The sequence below is a fragment of the Anaerosolibacter carboniphilus genome (assembly GCF_014205875.1).
In the GTDB taxonomy this organism is placed as follows: domain Bacteria; phylum Bacillota; class Clostridia; order Peptostreptococcales; family Thermotaleaceae; genus Anaerosolibacter; species Anaerosolibacter carboniphilus.
Window position 1 is genome coordinate 16814 of sequence record NZ_JACHEN010000020.1, and the last position, 16273, is coordinate 33086.

17 protein-coding genes and 2 other annotated features are annotated in these 16273 nt (G+C 37.6%); of the genes, 5 read left to right on the forward strand and 12 right to left on the reverse strand.

What is annotated here, in order from left to right:
* Nucleotides 1–175: 175 nt before the first annotated feature.
* From HNQ80_RS15515 to HNQ80_RS15530, 4 genes are all read right to left on the reverse strand, one after another.
* The gene (locus HNQ80_RS15515; RefSeq protein ID WP_184311590.1) at nucleotides 176–859 is read right to left on the reverse strand and encodes a single-stranded DNA-binding protein; all 684 of its coding nucleotides are present in this window, start codon (nucleotides 857–859) and stop codon (nucleotides 176–178) included.
* 155 nt (nucleotides 860–1014) lie between these two features.
* The gene (locus HNQ80_RS15520) at nucleotides 1015–1782 is read right to left on the reverse strand and encodes a UDP-N-acetylmuramoyl-tripeptide--D-alanyl-D-alanine ligase (RefSeq protein WP_184311591.1); all 768 of its coding nucleotides are present in this window, start codon (nucleotides 1780–1782) and stop codon (nucleotides 1015–1017) included.
* 245 nt (nucleotides 1783–2027) lie between these two features.
* Nucleotides 2028–3524: a sodium-dependent transporter gene (locus HNQ80_RS15525; protein WP_184311592.1), complete on the reverse strand. Its 1497-nt coding sequence runs from the start codon at nucleotides 3522–3524 to the stop codon at nucleotides 2028–2030.
* A 165-nt stretch (nucleotides 3525–3689) separates the two neighbouring features.
* Nucleotides 3690–3900: a binding site (T-box leader), on the reverse strand.
* A 132-nt stretch (nucleotides 3901–4032) separates the two neighbouring features.
* Complete coding sequence (locus HNQ80_RS15530; RefSeq protein ID WP_184311593.1) at nucleotides 4033–4803, reverse strand: polysaccharide deacetylase family protein; 771 nt, start codon at nucleotides 4801–4803, stop codon at nucleotides 4033–4035.
* A gap of 151 nt (nucleotides 4804–4954) precedes the next feature.
* Here HNQ80_RS15530 and HNQ80_RS15535 point away from each other — a divergent pair, with 151 nt between their 5' ends.
* The gene (locus HNQ80_RS15535) at nucleotides 4955–5884 is read left to right on the forward strand and encodes a Na/Pi cotransporter family protein (protein ID WP_184311594.1); all 930 of its coding nucleotides are present in this window, start codon (nucleotides 4955–4957) and stop codon (nucleotides 5882–5884) included.
* Nucleotides 5885–5919: 35 nt separating this feature from the next.
* Here HNQ80_RS15535 and HNQ80_RS15540 read toward each other — a convergent pair whose 3' ends face one another.
* Entirely contained in the window at nucleotides 5920–7026 is a 1107-nt protein-coding gene (locus tag HNQ80_RS15540; protein ID WP_184311595.1) for a polysaccharide deacetylase family protein, read from the reverse strand.
* A 177-nt stretch (nucleotides 7027–7203) separates the two neighbouring features.
* Between HNQ80_RS15540 and HNQ80_RS15545 the strand changes: the two genes are divergently transcribed.
* Entirely contained in the window at nucleotides 7204–7443 is a 240-nt protein-coding gene (locus tag HNQ80_RS15545; protein WP_243183311.1) for a hypothetical protein, read from the forward strand.
* Between the two features lie 16 nt (nucleotides 7444–7459).
* On the opposite strand, the gene HNQ80_RS15550 is transcribed toward HNQ80_RS15545, so the two are convergent.
* Nucleotides 7460–8149, reverse strand: a complete 690-nt coding sequence (locus HNQ80_RS15550) for a 4Fe-4S double cluster binding domain-containing protein (protein WP_184311597.1) — start codon at nucleotides 8147–8149, stop codon at nucleotides 7460–7462.
* Between the two features lie 232 nt (nucleotides 8150–8381).
* Between HNQ80_RS15550 and HNQ80_RS15555 the strand changes: the two genes are divergently transcribed.
* Both HNQ80_RS15555 and HNQ80_RS15560 read left to right on the forward strand, forming a co-directional pair.
* Entirely contained in the window at nucleotides 8382–8597 is a 216-nt protein-coding gene (locus tag HNQ80_RS15555; RefSeq protein WP_184311598.1) for an alpha/beta-type small acid-soluble spore protein, read from the forward strand.
* A 132-nt stretch (nucleotides 8598–8729) separates the two neighbouring features.
* Nucleotides 8730–9257 carry a DUF4364 family protein gene (locus HNQ80_RS15560; RefSeq protein WP_184311599.1) on the forward strand — a complete coding sequence of 176 codons (528 nt, stop codon included), beginning with the start codon at nucleotides 8730–8732 and terminating at the stop codon, nucleotides 9255–9257.
* Nucleotides 9258–9291: 34 nt separating this feature from the next.
* Here the strand turns inward: HNQ80_RS15560 and HNQ80_RS15565 are convergent, their stop codons facing one another.
* Nucleotides 9292–10254 carry a YncE family protein gene (locus HNQ80_RS15565; protein ID WP_184311600.1) on the reverse strand — a complete coding sequence of 321 codons (963 nt, stop codon included), beginning with the start codon at nucleotides 10252–10254 and terminating at the stop codon, nucleotides 9292–9294.
* A gap of 138 nt (nucleotides 10255–10392) precedes the next feature.
* On the opposite strand from HNQ80_RS15565, the gene HNQ80_RS15570 reads away from it, so the two are divergent.
* Nucleotides 10393–10644 carry a TIGR03905 family TSCPD domain-containing protein gene (locus tag HNQ80_RS15570; RefSeq protein ID WP_184311601.1) on the forward strand — a complete coding sequence of 84 codons (252 nt, stop codon included), beginning with the start codon at nucleotides 10393–10395 and terminating at the stop codon, nucleotides 10642–10644.
* A gap of 33 nt (nucleotides 10645–10677) precedes the next feature.
* On the opposite strand, the gene HNQ80_RS15575 is transcribed toward HNQ80_RS15570, so the two are convergent.
* From HNQ80_RS15575 to pgsA, 5 genes are all read right to left on the reverse strand, one after another.
* Nucleotides 10678–10884, reverse strand: coding sequence for a hypothetical protein (locus HNQ80_RS15575; protein ID WP_184311602.1), 207 nt, complete (start codon nucleotides 10882–10884; stop codon nucleotides 10678–10680).
* Between the two features lie 106 nt (nucleotides 10885–10990).
* Entirely contained in the window at nucleotides 10991–12292 is a 1302-nt protein-coding gene (locus HNQ80_RS15580) for a bifunctional folylpolyglutamate synthase/dihydrofolate synthase (RefSeq protein ID WP_184311603.1), read from the reverse strand.
* A gap of 57 nt (nucleotides 12293–12349) precedes the next feature.
* On the reverse strand, nucleotides 12350–15010 hold the full coding sequence (locus HNQ80_RS15585; RefSeq protein WP_184311604.1) for a valine--tRNA ligase: 2661 nt from the start codon (nucleotides 15008–15010) through the stop codon (nucleotides 12350–12352).
* 21 nt (nucleotides 15011–15031) lie between these two features.
* On the reverse strand, nucleotides 15032–15244 hold the full coding sequence (locus HNQ80_RS15590; protein ID WP_207727039.1) for a hypothetical protein: 213 nt from the start codon (nucleotides 15242–15244) through the stop codon (nucleotides 15032–15034).
* Nucleotides 15245–15280: 36 nt separating this feature from the next.
* Nucleotides 15281–15504 (reverse strand) — a binding site (T-box leader).
* Between the two features lie 70 nt (nucleotides 15505–15574).
* The gene (gene pgsA, locus HNQ80_RS15595) at nucleotides 15575–16102 is read right to left on the reverse strand and encodes a CDP-diacylglycerol--glycerol-3-phosphate 3-phosphatidyltransferase (RefSeq protein WP_184311606.1); all 528 of its coding nucleotides are present in this window, start codon (nucleotides 16100–16102) and stop codon (nucleotides 15575–15577) included.
* Between the last annotated feature and the right edge of the window lie 171 nt (nucleotides 16103–16273).

Consider the following 16273-nt stretch of genomic DNA (forward strand, 5'->3'; position numbering starts at 1 on the left):
CGCCAAGAAAATTTTCTGTAACATAAATACTTCTATACAAATACAAATAAAAATACACTTTTTCTAGAGCTTCTAGCCACCAAGTTGCTCTAGAAAAAGTGTACTTCATTCTATGAAATATATTAGAGAAATCACTAATTTCAAACATTTAAATAAAATAATTGCATATTCCTTTCTAATCATTAGTAGGTTCGTCGTAGTCTGATTCCTTTTCATTAAAGCGATTATTATCTTCTTCATTGATTTCCATTTTCGATACGGATACTTCGTAAGCAATTTTTGTTATCGCCTGCTCATCTTGTATTTTTTTCTGGTATTCTCTACTTTGCACTCTCCCCCAGATTTTAATATGATCGCCTACCTGTAATTTTTCTGAGTACCTAGCATTCCTACCCCAAGCAATACATGGAATATAGTCGGACTTGTTATAGGGTCGGTTTACAGCAATTAGCATATCCGTGATTTCCCTACCAAATGGTGTCGTCCTATATACTGGTTCTTTGCAAATAAATCCGTCCAGAAAAATTTGATTTGGATTTTTGATTTCCTCAAGATTCTCACATAGGCTCATGTCCCGAGCAAAGATTGTAAGTACTAGTTTATTATTTCCGTCCTTGTACTTATTGTATGAACGTAATTGTCCTTCTACCTTTACTGCAATACCTGCCTTAATCTCCAAGCCTACCAAAATCCGTTCAGAAACAGTCACAGGTAGTACATCATTGTAGTCGCTCAGCCTAGGTATCTTTATATCAAATGTATAGAAGCCCTCCCCATACATTTCATGGCTAAATTCTAGTTCTGAGTGTACTTCTCCCACAACTGAAACTACGTTCGTTTCAATAACCTTATCCTGCATTTAACCCCCACGCTCCTTCCCACTTCTTATGTATTTTTTCAGGGTTAACCTACAAATATATTTATTCATCTAAAAACCAGATTATGATTAAAGAATAAAAAATAAGAAGAGAATTCTTTGCTAAATTCTCTTCTTATTTTTTATTCCTTAATCATTCATCGAGATTCATATTTTATTTTTTTTGTTGTTTGCTCATGAACTTGAAAGGCTTCCATAATTTTTTCTAGAGATACTCCACATATCAAGCCAACCCCAATAGCTGCTAAAGCATAATGGACATCTTCTTTTCCAAAATTAGGAATAAACACAGGAAATTCCATAGGATCAATTTCCAATCCGCTTCGTGTCGTAATCCCCCGCTGAATGCAGCATGTAAAATGAAGATTTGATGCCGCTTCAATACTAGATGCTGTAATAGTAGCTCTTGGAGAAAGGCCGTAGGTAATAATAAGCTTATCTTCAAGATAACGAACAAAATCTAAGTGTGCTTCATCATCTACATTGATAATGGCTAATCCCTTCGATGAAAGATTCTTAAACACTTCATTTACTCTGTGTCTTTCATTTTTTGAACTCTCACCAATAAAGGTATGAATAACACTATCTAGAGAAATATTCAACAAATCATTATGACATAAAGCTTGATATGGTAAATGGGCAACGGCATATTCCAATTCACCATCGCTAATGTTCATATGGGAATACAGAAGTTCTTCCATCCTCAAGGAGTGGTTGGAGGAATCAGCTAAATCAATAAAAGCTACTTTTTTTCCTGCACTCATAAAAAGATGATTCAACAGAGTTGATATTTTCTTATCTTCATTTACACCCATCATCCCGATGAGCTTTATATTCTCTAATGTATACCGCTTCATATCATTACTCTCCATGATACCTCCGGTCAAGCTTCTTTCGTCAATCATTTGCGACCTCAACTCCCTTTTCATCAGGTATGATAGAATAGTTTATCCTCCTATAGGATTGCCTATACATCTCCAGCATCCAATTTCCTGCATAAAAAATAGCGAGCGTTATTCGCTCGCTGTTTTTTATATGTTATTTCTTAGAATTAAACGCTTTATTCAATAAGAAAATAAAGCCGCCACCATAAAAACCTAAGGTAATTGTCATCATGATAATTGAAGTTGTAGACATTGCCTTACCTCCTTTATTCCATGTCTTCTTCAGAAGCCATGATATCTCGCCCTTTACCAATTTTCTTAGCAAGCCAGTTGTTTGTTAGGAATCCTCCTATGAGGAGGATGGCAAATTGCGCTGCAATGGTTCCTACGCTGAATACTTCCATTGGATTCCACCAGTTATCTGGATACCATGTAATGGCTTGCCATAACCACCAACCAATAATGATAGTAACAAATACAGGAAACAAGGATATGCTAATGGTCCACCATTTGTTAATTTTAAAGTCTGCCCACTCTGTATTGATGTCGTTATTTCTAATCTTTTCTAAGCCATTCTTCATGAGGGCAATCGATACAAAGAGTCCACTAAAGAGTAATCCTACACCCCATACCCAATCCTGATTATCATTGAAATTCAAACTGTAAGCTGATGGTATCCCTAAGAGAAATCCAGCAACTATTACGATAAGCGTTGCTTTTTTTCTATCCATGCCAGCATCCATAAAATTCCTTACACCGACTTCTACCATTGGTAATAAGGATGTTAAGGCAGCAATAGACATGGCTAGGAAGAATATTGATGCCAATATGGAACCGAACGGCATCGTTGTAAACAATTGTGCCAAATAGATAAATGTAATGCCCGTATTTCCTGCAGATAATGCTTGCTGTGCAGCTTCTGAGCTTCCAGATAGGGCAAAAATAGCTGGTAATACAGTAAGTCCACATATGAGGGCACCTACATTATCACTAAAGCCCATGATCATACAGTTTCCTGCCACATCTTCTCTTTTCTTTGTATATACAGCATAGGTGATAATAAAGCCCCAGCCTGCACCAGTAGACCATGCTGCTTGTGTAAACGCCTCAAGCCATATTTTAGGATTGGCTAGCATATGAAATTTTGGACTAAATAGATATTCTAATCCCTTTGCTGCCCCTGGCAGGGTTAAAGTTCTTATAGCCATAATAATAATAAGTGCAAATAAAGTTGGTATCATGATTTTAGAGGCTTTTTCAATACCTGAGGTTACACCTCTATAGATAATAAAACCTGCAATTGACATAGACACAAAGTGAAAAAATATGGTTTGAGAAGGTGCAGTCGTAAAGGTTTTCCATATATTTTCTGTTACTTCAGTGGTTACAGGACTATTAAATGCACCAGTAACCGCTAACGTAAAGTATTTTACACACCAACCCATAATTACTGAATAATAAAACATGATTAATAAACATACGGCGGCAATCCAGGTTCCCATCCATGTATACTTTTTTCCTACATAATCGCGGAATGCCCCAATGGTACCAAGACCCGTTCTCCTGCCCATAACCATTTCGCCCATCAAAAGTGGAATGGACCAAACAAACAAGGCAATCGTCCAGGCGATAATAAATGGTCCTCCACCATTGGCGGCTGCAACCCTTGGGAATCTCCAAACGTTACCTGTTCCTATGGCCATACCAATGGATGCTGCAATAAAGCCCCATCGGCTTCCCCACTGCTCGTTTTTTCCAGACATGAGATTTCCTCCTTTACAATGTGTAATATTTTCACCTTCGTTATGATCACTCCCTACACAAACGCTAGCAATTTATGGATGGAGGTTATAAGCACAAAAATCTGTTTATTAGACAAATGAAAATTACCTATACTATATTTCCCCAAATAAAAAACTCTCATCCCTGAAAGGGACGAGAGTTACCCGCGGTACCACCCTAGTTAATCAATCGTGCACGATCGATTCTTCTTTTCTCTTCGTAACGGGATGAGATCCGAGTGGTTTATTCACCACCTGCTCCAGAGCGGGTTTCAAAAAGCTAGTTTGCAAGTCTCTCACCAATGACCTACTCTCTGTGAAACATGACTTTTTTACTTTTCTCTTTCACTGCAATTCCATGTATTTATGTTTATACAATATGATATATAAAAATTAGGCAATGGTCAATTCTAAAGTTTATTTTTTATGTAAAAAAATTATATTCTATAGCATCTTTTTAGTTACGCCTTGATACAGATTCATGCTATCCCTATTTGGGCATTTTTTTCTGCATACCTGTATGATCAATATAATAATCTTCTTTCATAATCAACTGAGAGATAGGCACAATCTCATATCCCTGTTTTTGCAGCCTTTCAATAACAAGGGGAAGGTACTCCAAAACATACTTTGCATTGTTATGGAATAATACAATAGAACCTTTCTTAACATTTCTGGTAACCCGATCTACTACTGGCTGAGCACCAAGTTCTTTCCAATCTAGGGAATCCACATCCCATTGAATGGTATAGTAATCATTGTTTTTTGCCGTTTCAATTAAACGATTATTATAGTCACCGAAGGGAGGTCTGAACAAAGTAGGCTTTTTACCGGTTATTTTCCCAATTTTATCCCCAGTGGTATTTAGCTCTGTTGCGATTTGATCCTCTGACAGCTTTGACATATGAGGATGAGTCGTTGAGTGATTCTCTACTTCGTGGCCCCGTTCACTAATCTTTTTTACTGCATCGGGGTATTTGTCAACCCAGAAACCAACCAAAAAAAAGGTAGTCTTTACATTGTATTTGTCAAGGATATCCAAAATACCATCTGTATATTGATCACCCCAAGCAGCATCAAAACTGATGGCTATCTTTTTCTCCTCCGTATCCACACAATAAATCGGCAAAATTTTATCCCGATTAAACACTGCTAATAGCTTATTGCCAAACTCTCCTGAATGGATCAGTAATGCGCCTGTAAATAAGACTACTACAATAAAGCTCAATACTATTTTTTTATTTATTACAAATATTCTCATTCCGATTCCCCCTTTGTTGGCAACTATGGTTTCTATACTAAATTTATTCCAGCTTTTTTTTTATATGCATGAAATTATTTTCTCCATTACGCATAGGCGCTTCGTTCATACGATACATATAGTATGAGAGATAAATTTAGGGGGCTATCTTATGCTGATTTCAATGTTATTGGGTCTGATCTCGGGTTTAAGCATTTTTTTCGTTGCCATTCTCATCATGTCTAAAACAATAAGTAGAGCTGCAGATTATCAATTCAAGAAATGGGTTTCCATTTTCACCACCAATCCCATTATGGGCATTTTCGTAGGAGGAGTCGTTACCGCCATTACTCACAGCAGTAGCGGAACCACCGTCATGGTAGTAAGCTTAGTAAATAGTGGTGTGATGAACCTTTATCAGGCTACTGCAGTCATTATGGGCGCCAACATTGGTTCTACCTTTACAGCCCAGCTCATAAGCTTTAATTTTTATAATGTGATTCCCCACCTGCTTTTTATAGGCGTGTTATTCTACTATCTGAATTTTCATCCTGCCATGAAGCAGTTGGGAAAATTTATGATTGGATTTTGCTTATTGTTTGTCGGCATTCAAATCATGAGCCAATCCATGGACCCCTTGAAACATATGTCTAGTTTTCAAAACCTTATGATTTCCATTGAAGATCAAAGCTTTAAAGGGATACTGGTAGGTCTGATCACAACAGCCATTATCCAAAGCAGCAGTACTGGTGTCGCCATACTTCAAAGTCTTAGTTTCCAAGGCCTTATCAATCTTGCTCAAGCACTACCCATTCTTCTTGGGCAAAATATCGGTACCTGTATCACCACCATCATGGCCTCTTTTGCCGTGGATAAAAACGGAAAAAGAGCTGCCATTATCCACTTGCTTTTCAATATCAGTGGTGTAGTCCTCTTATATCCATTCTTGGACTCATTTTCCCAATTTGTTTCCCAGCTGACGCCCTTAAACCCAATGAGGCAGATTGCCAATGCCCATACAATCTTTAATGTTCTCAACACCTTGATATTGATTCCATTCATTTCCCAGCTGGTGTGGATTTCTCAAAAAATAATAAGATAGCTTCAGATTTGGCTATCTTATTATTTTGTTATTAACTATTTTTCTAATATATAAGTTTTTACTTCACGATTTCCTATCTTTGCTGAATCCAAAGCTTCTTTAAAATTCTCTGGTACTGTTACCGTGTCAGGATCTCCATCGGAAACAAATCGCGTTCGACTCCCCTTATCAAACTGCTCCAGCCAATTATACATACCTACATTCTGTACATATTTCTCTAATTCGCTTCCACGGATTCTATGAATTGCCAAGGGATTAAAATCCTTATGATATGGAGATTTGTCCGGGTCCCAACCTACATTCAGAATGGCAATATTCTTATAGCTAGTACCTTCATGGATACCTTGTTCCAAATAGGTATACAAGCTCTTATCCTTTGGTCTGGAACCAAAAGGCAGCGCTAAAGTATTTACTTCATAGTCAGGCAGATGTTTTCCTATCATTTCCACGATACCCGCCAGCTCTTTTTGCATTCTCTCAGGATCAGCCTTTGTGAAATCTACGTGGGTCACTGTATGATTTCCTACATCCATACCTTTTTCTACGATATATTTCAGCTTAAACGTCAAGTGTTCCTTCTGACCAAATGGAATGTTATCATTCACAAAAAAGGTTGCCTCCAATGGAAAATCAGGGTGCTCTGTATGAAATTTCTCTAAAATCCCCACAGCACTATTGGAATCAACAATCCATTCACCCTTACTATCTTGGATCAAGTTGAAATTATTCTGCCATCCATCATCAAAGGTTAAGACAACTGGTGTATAGCCTGCCTCGATGGTAATGTTTCCTGTGACATAATCTCTCAAACTAATAGGCCTATATCCCTTATCATACAATATTTGTAAATCTTTTCTTAAATTATCCGGCGTCCTTGTCCATTCTGCCTCTGGCTCTGAAATATTGTGATACATGAGTACCATGATCTGACCTGCTTCATTGGGCTTTACCATTTGCAGATCAATTTCTTTTTTTACTGCTGGTGCTGCTTCTGCTTCTTTTTCTCCTTCTTGGTTTTTTTCCATCGTAACTCCAGAATTCTCTGTAACCGGCACTGAATTTTGAGATGCTAAACTATTACATCCAGCAGTAAGTATCATGGATGCGACCGCTAGTGCAATGATTTTTTTATTCCTAGTCAAAAGATTGTCCCCCTCTTATTCTGTCTATAAGTCAATTATATATCAGCCTTGTCCTATTTTCTAGGCGAGACATTTTGCTAATAATTTCCTTCTCTAAAACTATCTGTATTTACATTTTTTGAATCTTATCTATAGACGAATCTCAACATATTTTTGTTTCAACAGGTCACAATAATAATGAGTATTGCGATGACCTTATCTATTCTTCAAGAAAGGAAGTGTATCCATTTGTCTACCATCAGAAGCCAATACACCACAGTAAAAGGTGAACGTACAGAGCTAGGCAGAAGAACCTTCAAGGTTGAAGAAAGACATTATCATCGGGAAGCAAAATCCCAGCATGCTCAACTGGAAAGTGTTCATCAACATGGCACAAGAAAAGACGTTAAAGTTAAAATGAACCGCAAGCTAACATAGGGTAGAAATTTCTGCCCTATCTTTTTAAAACATTTTGTCCTTTAGGACATTTCTTGATGCAAATTCCACATACAGAACCTCTTCCGATATGCTGATAATGTTGATGCATATGCGTGCTGCATGCCCTAGCATCCAATATCTCTGCCCTCTCCATACCAGGCTCCCAAAGTTTTCCTCGTAGTGCTAATGCAGGGCAGGCTTGAACACAATTTTTACATAAGCCACACCTTGATTCAGTGATCGGCGTATCATAATGGACATCCATATTGGTTAGCACCGTTCCCAATCTTATCCTTGGGCCATACTCCTCCGTAATCAAACATCCATTTTTACCAATCCATCCAATTCCTGCACGAGTAGCTGCCGTTCTGTGCTGAAAAATACCTCTATAATAATTGCCCTCCATATTTACAGATTGTGATGCTGCAATGGTCATGGCCAAATATCCCCATTCCTGTAGCAGCATCGTAATCCTTAAACTAATTTGATCGATAAATGCATTTACACTTCGATAATGATGAAAATAAGTGTGGGTTGGTGTCAAATCAATTTGACTGATGACCTCATCGGACAACCGTATCGCTATGGATATTCCTGTTTTTAAGTGTTTATATTCTTCAGGCAATACATCCTCTAGATTTCCGTAGCCGACTTTAGATGCACCCCATTCTAAAATCTTGTTTTTTAAGATAATATCTTTGTCCATTTATATCCCATACTTTCTCAATTATATTTCATTATTTATTTTACCTTGAGTTTCTCAATTTTAATAGTTACTTTTTTGGAAATATATAGTTATATGCATTTTTTCCAGTAATTATGCACGCTAACACAAAATGCTAACATATTTAATTTCCTTCCTGGTTAAATTAATAGTACAACATTGAAAGATGTTGTAGAACCCAACACAATATAAGACAACTTAGGAGGGATAATTCATGGCAAACAGTAACAGAAATAGAGTCGTTGTACCTGAAGCAAGAGCTGCATTAGATCAAATGAAATTAGAGATTGCTGGTGAACTAGGACTTTCTAATTACGCTACAGTTGATAAGGGAAATTTAACTTCCAGACAAAACGGTTATGTTGGCGGATATATGGTAAAGAGATTAGTTGAAACTGCTGAAAGAAGCTTAGCAGGTCGACAATTCTAATCATAAAAAAGAAAAGGAGAAAGAAATCATTCTTTCTCCTTTTCTTTTTTTTGTACACTTTTCAGCATCATTCTATGCTATAATTTATTATATTAAGCAAAACATTTGATCCTTGCAAAAGTAGGTGAACCCATGTTTTCCAACAATACACAGCAGCAAGCAGAACAGAAGCTAATTCTGCTACATATTCTTCATGAATTTAATATTCCCCTTACCAACACACAAATTACTGAATTTGTCATGGAAAAGGACTACATGAATTATTTTTCTCTTCAGCAATATTTAGGTGAGTTGGTTTCTTCCCATATGCTTGAATACAGTGCCAGCAGCGATCAATATTTTTATCTTTTAACTGAAAAGGGGAGAAATACTCTTCAATTTTTTAAAGATCGCCTATCCCCAGATATGATTACTGCAATCCAAAAGTCTGTAGATTTAAAAAAACAAATGCTTTTAAAAGAAATGCAAATAACAGCAGAATATATAAAAAGAAAAGACAGCGAATATATTGTAGACCTAAAGGTAGTAGAAAATGATATTACCCTTATTGACCTAAAATTAAGCGTAGTCACCAATAAACACGCAAAGCAGATTTGTGAGAAATGGAAAAACGAAGCACCTAGCTTGTATGGTGAAATCATCAACCTATTAATCCGATAATAAAACCCTTTATTTTGAAAAGAAATAAAGGGTTTTATATACAAAGGATACCATTCGGCTCTATTCCAGTTGCAATATGCTTTAGTACCTTCCATTGCTTCATGTCTATTACCGTCAGTGTATTGTCTTGAACGTTTGAAACAAAGATATATTTATTGTGACGATCCTTTACGATGCTATTGGGCATACGCCCAACGTTAATCCTTCCCACCAGTTTTCGGTCCTCTATTCGTAGTATGTGTACCGCATTGAGGTCTGCATCCGTGATAAACAGGTGCTTCTCTTCTTCATCCAAGGTCGCTTCCATAGGCATTCGGCCTAATCGAATACGCTCCACAATCTTCATGTAATGGGTATCTAAGATGGTAATACTTCCGCCTTCTATGGCGGAAAAACTTGTGTTTACAATGTATAGAAGACTTCCCTTCTCATTGAGGGTTAAGTGATATGGATTCAAACTTACTCGAATAGATCTTTCAATATCGTTTGATTCCGTATCAATCACAGTTAAAGCGTTGGTATCTAGGTTGGCAACATAAAGCTTCTGCCCATCTCTACTCAGTTTCACATCATGAGGCATACCTCCTACAGGAATCTGAGTGTGTAAAACTCTGGTCTCTAAGTCAACCACTGATACAGAATTGGAATCTGAATTCGATACATATAGGCTTTTATTTTTTTTACAAATCTCCATATGGGTAGGACAGCTACCTACACAAATTTCGTCAATAACTCTGTTAAGGATTAAATCAATGATACTAATGCCCCCTGAATGGGAATTTGTAGTATACAGATACTTATTATTGTAATCAATGGTAATGTGGTGGGGCCCTAGTATCGGTTTTTTGACTGTTCTGAAATAACGTCCATGATTGAGATAAATCTTACTTCGCTCCTTCATATCATTTAAATCTACAATCGATATGGTGTCTTCTCCCATATTGCTTACAAAAACGATATTTTCAAAGCCCATTACCATCCCATCACCCCATAGCAAAGTTGCATTCTCCTATTTTCGTCGCTTTATATCATAGTATGCTCACAGTCTATTGTTGTGAATTGTTTTTATTGACCTTTCCATCCTGTTATATTAATATATTGAATGAACTATATAAGGTGAAACAGGAGGCTTAATATGTATATTTATAAGACAACAGGTGTTTGTTCTAAACAAATTGAATTTCATGTAGAGGAATCTATTTTGAAAGAAGTGAAATTTTACGCTGGATGTCCCGGTAGTCTTCAAGGTATTAGCAGACTGATTTCTGGAATGCACATTGATGACGCCATTGAGAAATTGCATGGAATTACATGCAGTGGAAAAAATACATCCTGCCCTGATCAATTGACAAAAGCACTAATGCTGTTAAAGGAACAGATTGCATAGAATATAAATAAGGTACCAACCAAGGTTGGTACCTTATTTATATAGTATTCTATAATAAAGATTTTCCTTAGAACACCTTAACCTTCTCAGTTTAGCTTCCCGAATCAATTGATCACATCGCTTTAAGGCCTCATCATCGTGTATATCCTGGGTTCGCATATAATCAAAGGTATGATGGATTTGATTGAGCAAATCATTATCCTTCATTTTTTTATAAGGTCTAAATTCTAGTATTTTCATGATTTCTCCCCCACTTCCTATTGCTATTATATTCTGCAAGGGAGAAAATATGATTGTTTGTTATTACTTAAAACTTTGCATACGGCGGTGGCAGCTGATCTATCTCTTATCTGTTTTGTTCTTTCAATAGACTTCGCACATCTCCAATCATATAAAGAGATCCACAAAAAACAATTACATCATCTATAGACGAAGAATTCAACGCCTCATTTACCGCAGAAGGAATGGGCTCTGCCTTGATGGTTGTTTTTCCATAGACACTTACCTTTTCAGCCAACATATCCAAATCCATGGCCCTAGGATTATTAGGTTTCGTCAATACAATCCGCTTTGCCAAAGGCACGATCTCCCTCAACATCCCCTCTACATTCTTATCTCCTAGGATCCCTATCACGAGAACGATGTTTTTTTCACTATAAAGGGTTTTGATTGTCCTTGACAAAGCCTGCATACCATGAACATTGTGAGCACCATCTATAATGATCGTTGGACTTCTTCTAATTACTTCCAGCCTCCCCGGCCAGTTTGCGTTCATAAATCCCTTATACAAAGCTTCCTTTGAAATAGTAATTTGATGAACAGATTCTAAAATATATAGGGCAGTTAAAGCAACCGTAGCATTTTGGATTTGATGCTCTCCTAGCATAGAAATTTTCATGTTTTCTATTCTCTCCTCCCCATAGGAAACATGAAAGCATTGGCCAGAGTCATCATAGGAAACTATTTCGGCCATAGCAATCGGTGCTATAGTTACTGGTGCTTTAAGCTCTCTGGACACACCCTCTATAACCTCCATTGCCTCTTCTTTTTGGGGATAAGTCACCACAGGACAATTGTTCTTGATAATACCTGCCTTTTCAAATGCAATTTTTCCCAAGGTATCCCCCAAGTAATCTACATGATCATAGTCAATAGGAGTAATGACAGAAACCAAAGGATCATCAATGACATTCGTAGAATCTCCTCTACCGCCTAAACCCACTTCTAGAACTAGATAATCCACCTTCTTTCGTTTAAAGTATTCAAAGCCAATGGCTGTAACTACTTCAAATTCCGTGGGATGATTCTTTCCATGGGATAACATCAATTCAACCTTTTCCTTGGTATAGGCCGTAATTTCTGCCAACTCCTCTTTGGGGATATTTACGCCGTTGACGCGAATCCGCTCCGTAAATTCCTCAAGATAGGGCGATGTATATAAACCTACCCTGTAGCCTTGTTCTATCAGTACGCTGCTAATGTAAGCACATGTGGACCCCTTGCCATTGGTACCTGCCACATGGATCACTTTTAGCCCTTTATGGGGATTTTCCATGAGGTGAAGAAGGTAATTTATATTGCCCAACCCCAGTTTACTTCCAAACTTATAGGTGCCATGGATATAATCCAATGCTTGTTCATAATTCATCCTGCGTCCCCCCGATTTTTACTATTTAGAACAGCCGGGTTCCGGGCCCGGCTATTTTTACTTCATTTTTTTCTTAAGCTGTTCTAATCTCTCCAATACCTTTTCCATCATGCTTTGATAACTATTTTGCTTTTCTGTTTCCTCTTGGATCACCTCTTTAGGCGCCTTCGCCAAGAAGCCTTGATTCGATAACTTTCCACTCACCCGCTTCAATTCTCCTTCAAGTTTTGACTTCTCTTTTTCTAATCTTTCAATTTCTTTTTCAAAGTCTACCAGATCATCTAACGGTAAGAATATTTCTGCCCCCTTAGTTACAGCTGACATGGCGTCTTCTGGAATATCCTTCTTTTCCTTCAGAATCACAACTTCAGATGCACTGGCTAAGGTGACAAAATGCTCTTTTCCTTGGGATAAGGCCTCAAAAGCTTCGCCTGTTGCTACCGCAATCACCCTTGCCTTTCTGGAAGGAATGACATTCATCTCGGAACGGATATTTCTAATGCTTCGGATAGCCTCCATGATAATCTCCATGCTTTGTACTTCGCCAGGATAGTTTAGTTCTTCTCTGTATTGAGGCCATTCTGCAATCATGACGCTCTTTTCCGTTGTGGTAGGAAGGTGCTGCCATATTTCCTCCGTGATGAATGGCATGAAGGGATGCAATAGCTTTAATATATTCTCCAAGACATAAGTTAGCGTATATAGAGCCGCTCGCCTCGTATTCGCCTCCTGACCATAAAGTCTTGGCTTTACTAGTTCAATATACCAATCACAGTATTCACTCCAAATAAAGTCGTAAACCTTCTGAACAGCCATTCCCAGCTCAAACTTATCAAGATTCTCTGTTATTTCCTTCGATACTGTATTCATTCTAGATAAAATCCATTGATCCGCTAAGGTCAAGTATGGCTTACTTTCTACCATGCTGAGTCCTTCTTCATTTAAGTTCATCAATACAAATCGCGTTGCATTCCATAGCTTATTTGCAAAATTTCTGCTGGCCTCCACCCTTTCCATGTAGAAACGCATATCATTTCCCGGGGAATTTCCTGTAGCCAAGGTGAATCGTAAAGCATCGGCACCATATTGATCGATAATATCCAATGGATCAATACCATTGCCCAATGATTTACTCATCTTTCTTCCTTGGCCATCTCTCACAAGACCATGAACAAAAACATATTTGAAAGGAATATCCTCCATTTGTTCCAAACCAGAGAATACCATTCTTACAACCCAGAAAAAGATAATATCATATCCTGTTACCAATACATCTGTAGGATAGAAATATTTTAACTCTGGTGTCTGTTCTGGCCATCCTAATGTTGAAAAAGGCCATAAGGCAGAACTGAACCAAGTGTCCAATACATCCTCGTCCTGCTGAAACGCCTTGCTATGGCATTTATGACATTCTTGAGGCAATTCTCTTGATACAATGAATTCTCCACAATCTTGACAATAATATGCAGGGATTCTGTGCCCCCACCATAGCTGTCGAGAAATACACCAATCTTTGATATTTTCAAGCCAATGAAGATAAATCTTACTAAAGCGATCTGGAACAAATTTTAATTTTCCATTGTGAATCACCTCAATGGCAGGCTTTGCCAATTCCTCCATCTTTACAAACCACTGATCCGATAGTCTTGGCTCTACGACGGTATCGCAACGGTAGCAAATGCCTACATTATGTTGATGCTCTTTCACTTGCATTAAAAAGCCTTGGGCTTCTAGATCCTGTACTAGGGCCTTTCTGCATGCATAACGATCCATTCCTTCATACTTGCCAGCATGTTCATTCATCGTAGCATTTCCATGCATTACTGTTATTTGAGGTAAGTTATGTCTCAAACCTACTTCGAAGTCATTTGGATCATGGGCTGGGGTGATCTTTACGGCACCTGTACCAAATTCCTTATCAACATATTCATCAGCGATCACAGGTATTTCTCGATTTACAATCGGTAATATGAGTGTCTTTCCAATCAAATGACGATATCTTTCATCCTCTGGGTGGACAGCAACCGCTGTATCTCCCAACATTGTCTCAGGTCTTGTCGTTGCAATTTCAATATATTCATCAGAATCTTTTACTGGATATTTAATATGCCAAAAATATCCTTGTTTCTCCTCATGCTCTACCTCTGCATCGGATAGGGAGGTCATACAGTCAGGACACCAGTTAATCAGGCGATTTCCCCTGTAGATATATCCCTTTTCATAAAGCTTGATGAATACTTCTGTCACAGCTTTGCTGCAGCCCTCATCCATCGTAAATCTTTCACGAGACCAATCGCAGGAGTTTCCAAGCTTCTTCATTTGATCGACGATTCTGCCACCGTACTCTTCTTTCCATGCCCAGGCACGCTTTAAAAATTCTTCTCTACCTAAATCTTGCTTACTAAGCCCTTCCTCCTCTTGAATCTTCTCAACTACCTTTACCTCTGTAGCAATACTGGCATGATCTGTGCCCGGCAACCATAAAGCTTCATATCCCTGCATTCTTTTCCAACGAATCAAAATATCCTGTAGGCTATGATCCAGTGCATGACCCATGTGGAGCTGACCTGTAATATTCGGTGGCGGCAATACAATGGTAAAGGGCTTTTTATTTTCATTTACCTCCGCTTTAAAATATCCTTTCTCCATCCATTCATCGTAAATTCTTTTTTCAAAATCTTGAGGATTATAGGTTTTATCCAAATTTTTAATTTCCATAAAAACTCTCCCTTCGTCAATTTATAATATTCTTATCCACTCCAAATATCTTGGAATTTCACTCTTAAAAATAATGATTACTCCTATCACAGCACAAGTGAGGCCGATCATTTTGATTTGTAATGCTTGATTCTTCCCCCTAACAGGGATAAATCTTGTTATAGATGCTGTGCCATATACCAAGCATGCACCAACCATTAGTAACAACAATCCTACAATAAACACATCTTTCACCTCAACAGAACAAAATAAAAACCCTTCAATCCTTAATTTAAGGACGAAGGGTTACTCGCGGTACCACCTTAATTCCAGAATAACTTCTGGCACTTCGATGATCTATAACGGGATTACCCGGCCGAACCTAATACCAGCGTTTCTCAGTTCAGCAACTCAGAAGCTACCTTCGATTACACTTGCCTAAGGAATCTTTCAGCTCATAAATTCCTCTCTCTAAAGGCAGTACCTAATCTACTCCTCTTCATCAATGTTTTTGATAAAATTCTTATTGTCCATTATTATATATGATGTATACCAAAAGTCAAGACACTTTATTGTATTTCCCAATTACGCATCTATATTCTTATGGATCTGTTTAAAGCCGGACACATAATTATGAAAAGCCAATAAGGTAAAACAAACTGCTAAAACCATAATATAGATAGCAAAAGGTAAATGAAGTACCACAGCTAAGATAGCCACATACATCATCACCGTGGCAAATTTTCCGTAGTGATTAGCCTGAATAACCACTTTGTCTTTATAATAATAGAGTATCAGTGCACCAAGGATCATGAATAATTCTTTGATACCAATCACAACAATAACCCAAAGGGGAAGAATACCTTTATCCGTAAAGCAAAACAATACCGTTAACTGCATAAGCTTGTCAGCCAAGGGATCCATCGCTTGTCCCCACTTCGTAATCATATTGTATTTTCGTGCAACATACCCATCCAGAATATCCGTAAAGCCTGCAAACAAAAAGATTGAGGTGGCTGCCATTATGCTTCCTTGTCCATCACCATACAATACATAAACAAAGACAGGGATTAATAAGAAACGAACAAAGGTTAATAAATTCGCAATATTCATCCGTCACCCCTTTTCTTGCCATACTGACATAATTTACCTATATTATTATTATACACTACATTTTACTATTGTGCCCAAAATTCCTTTATTCCATCATTCAATTTTGTTGAAAATTTAATTCAAAGCTTGATAAAAAACTAAAACTATCCACATAGGGATAGTTTTAGTTTT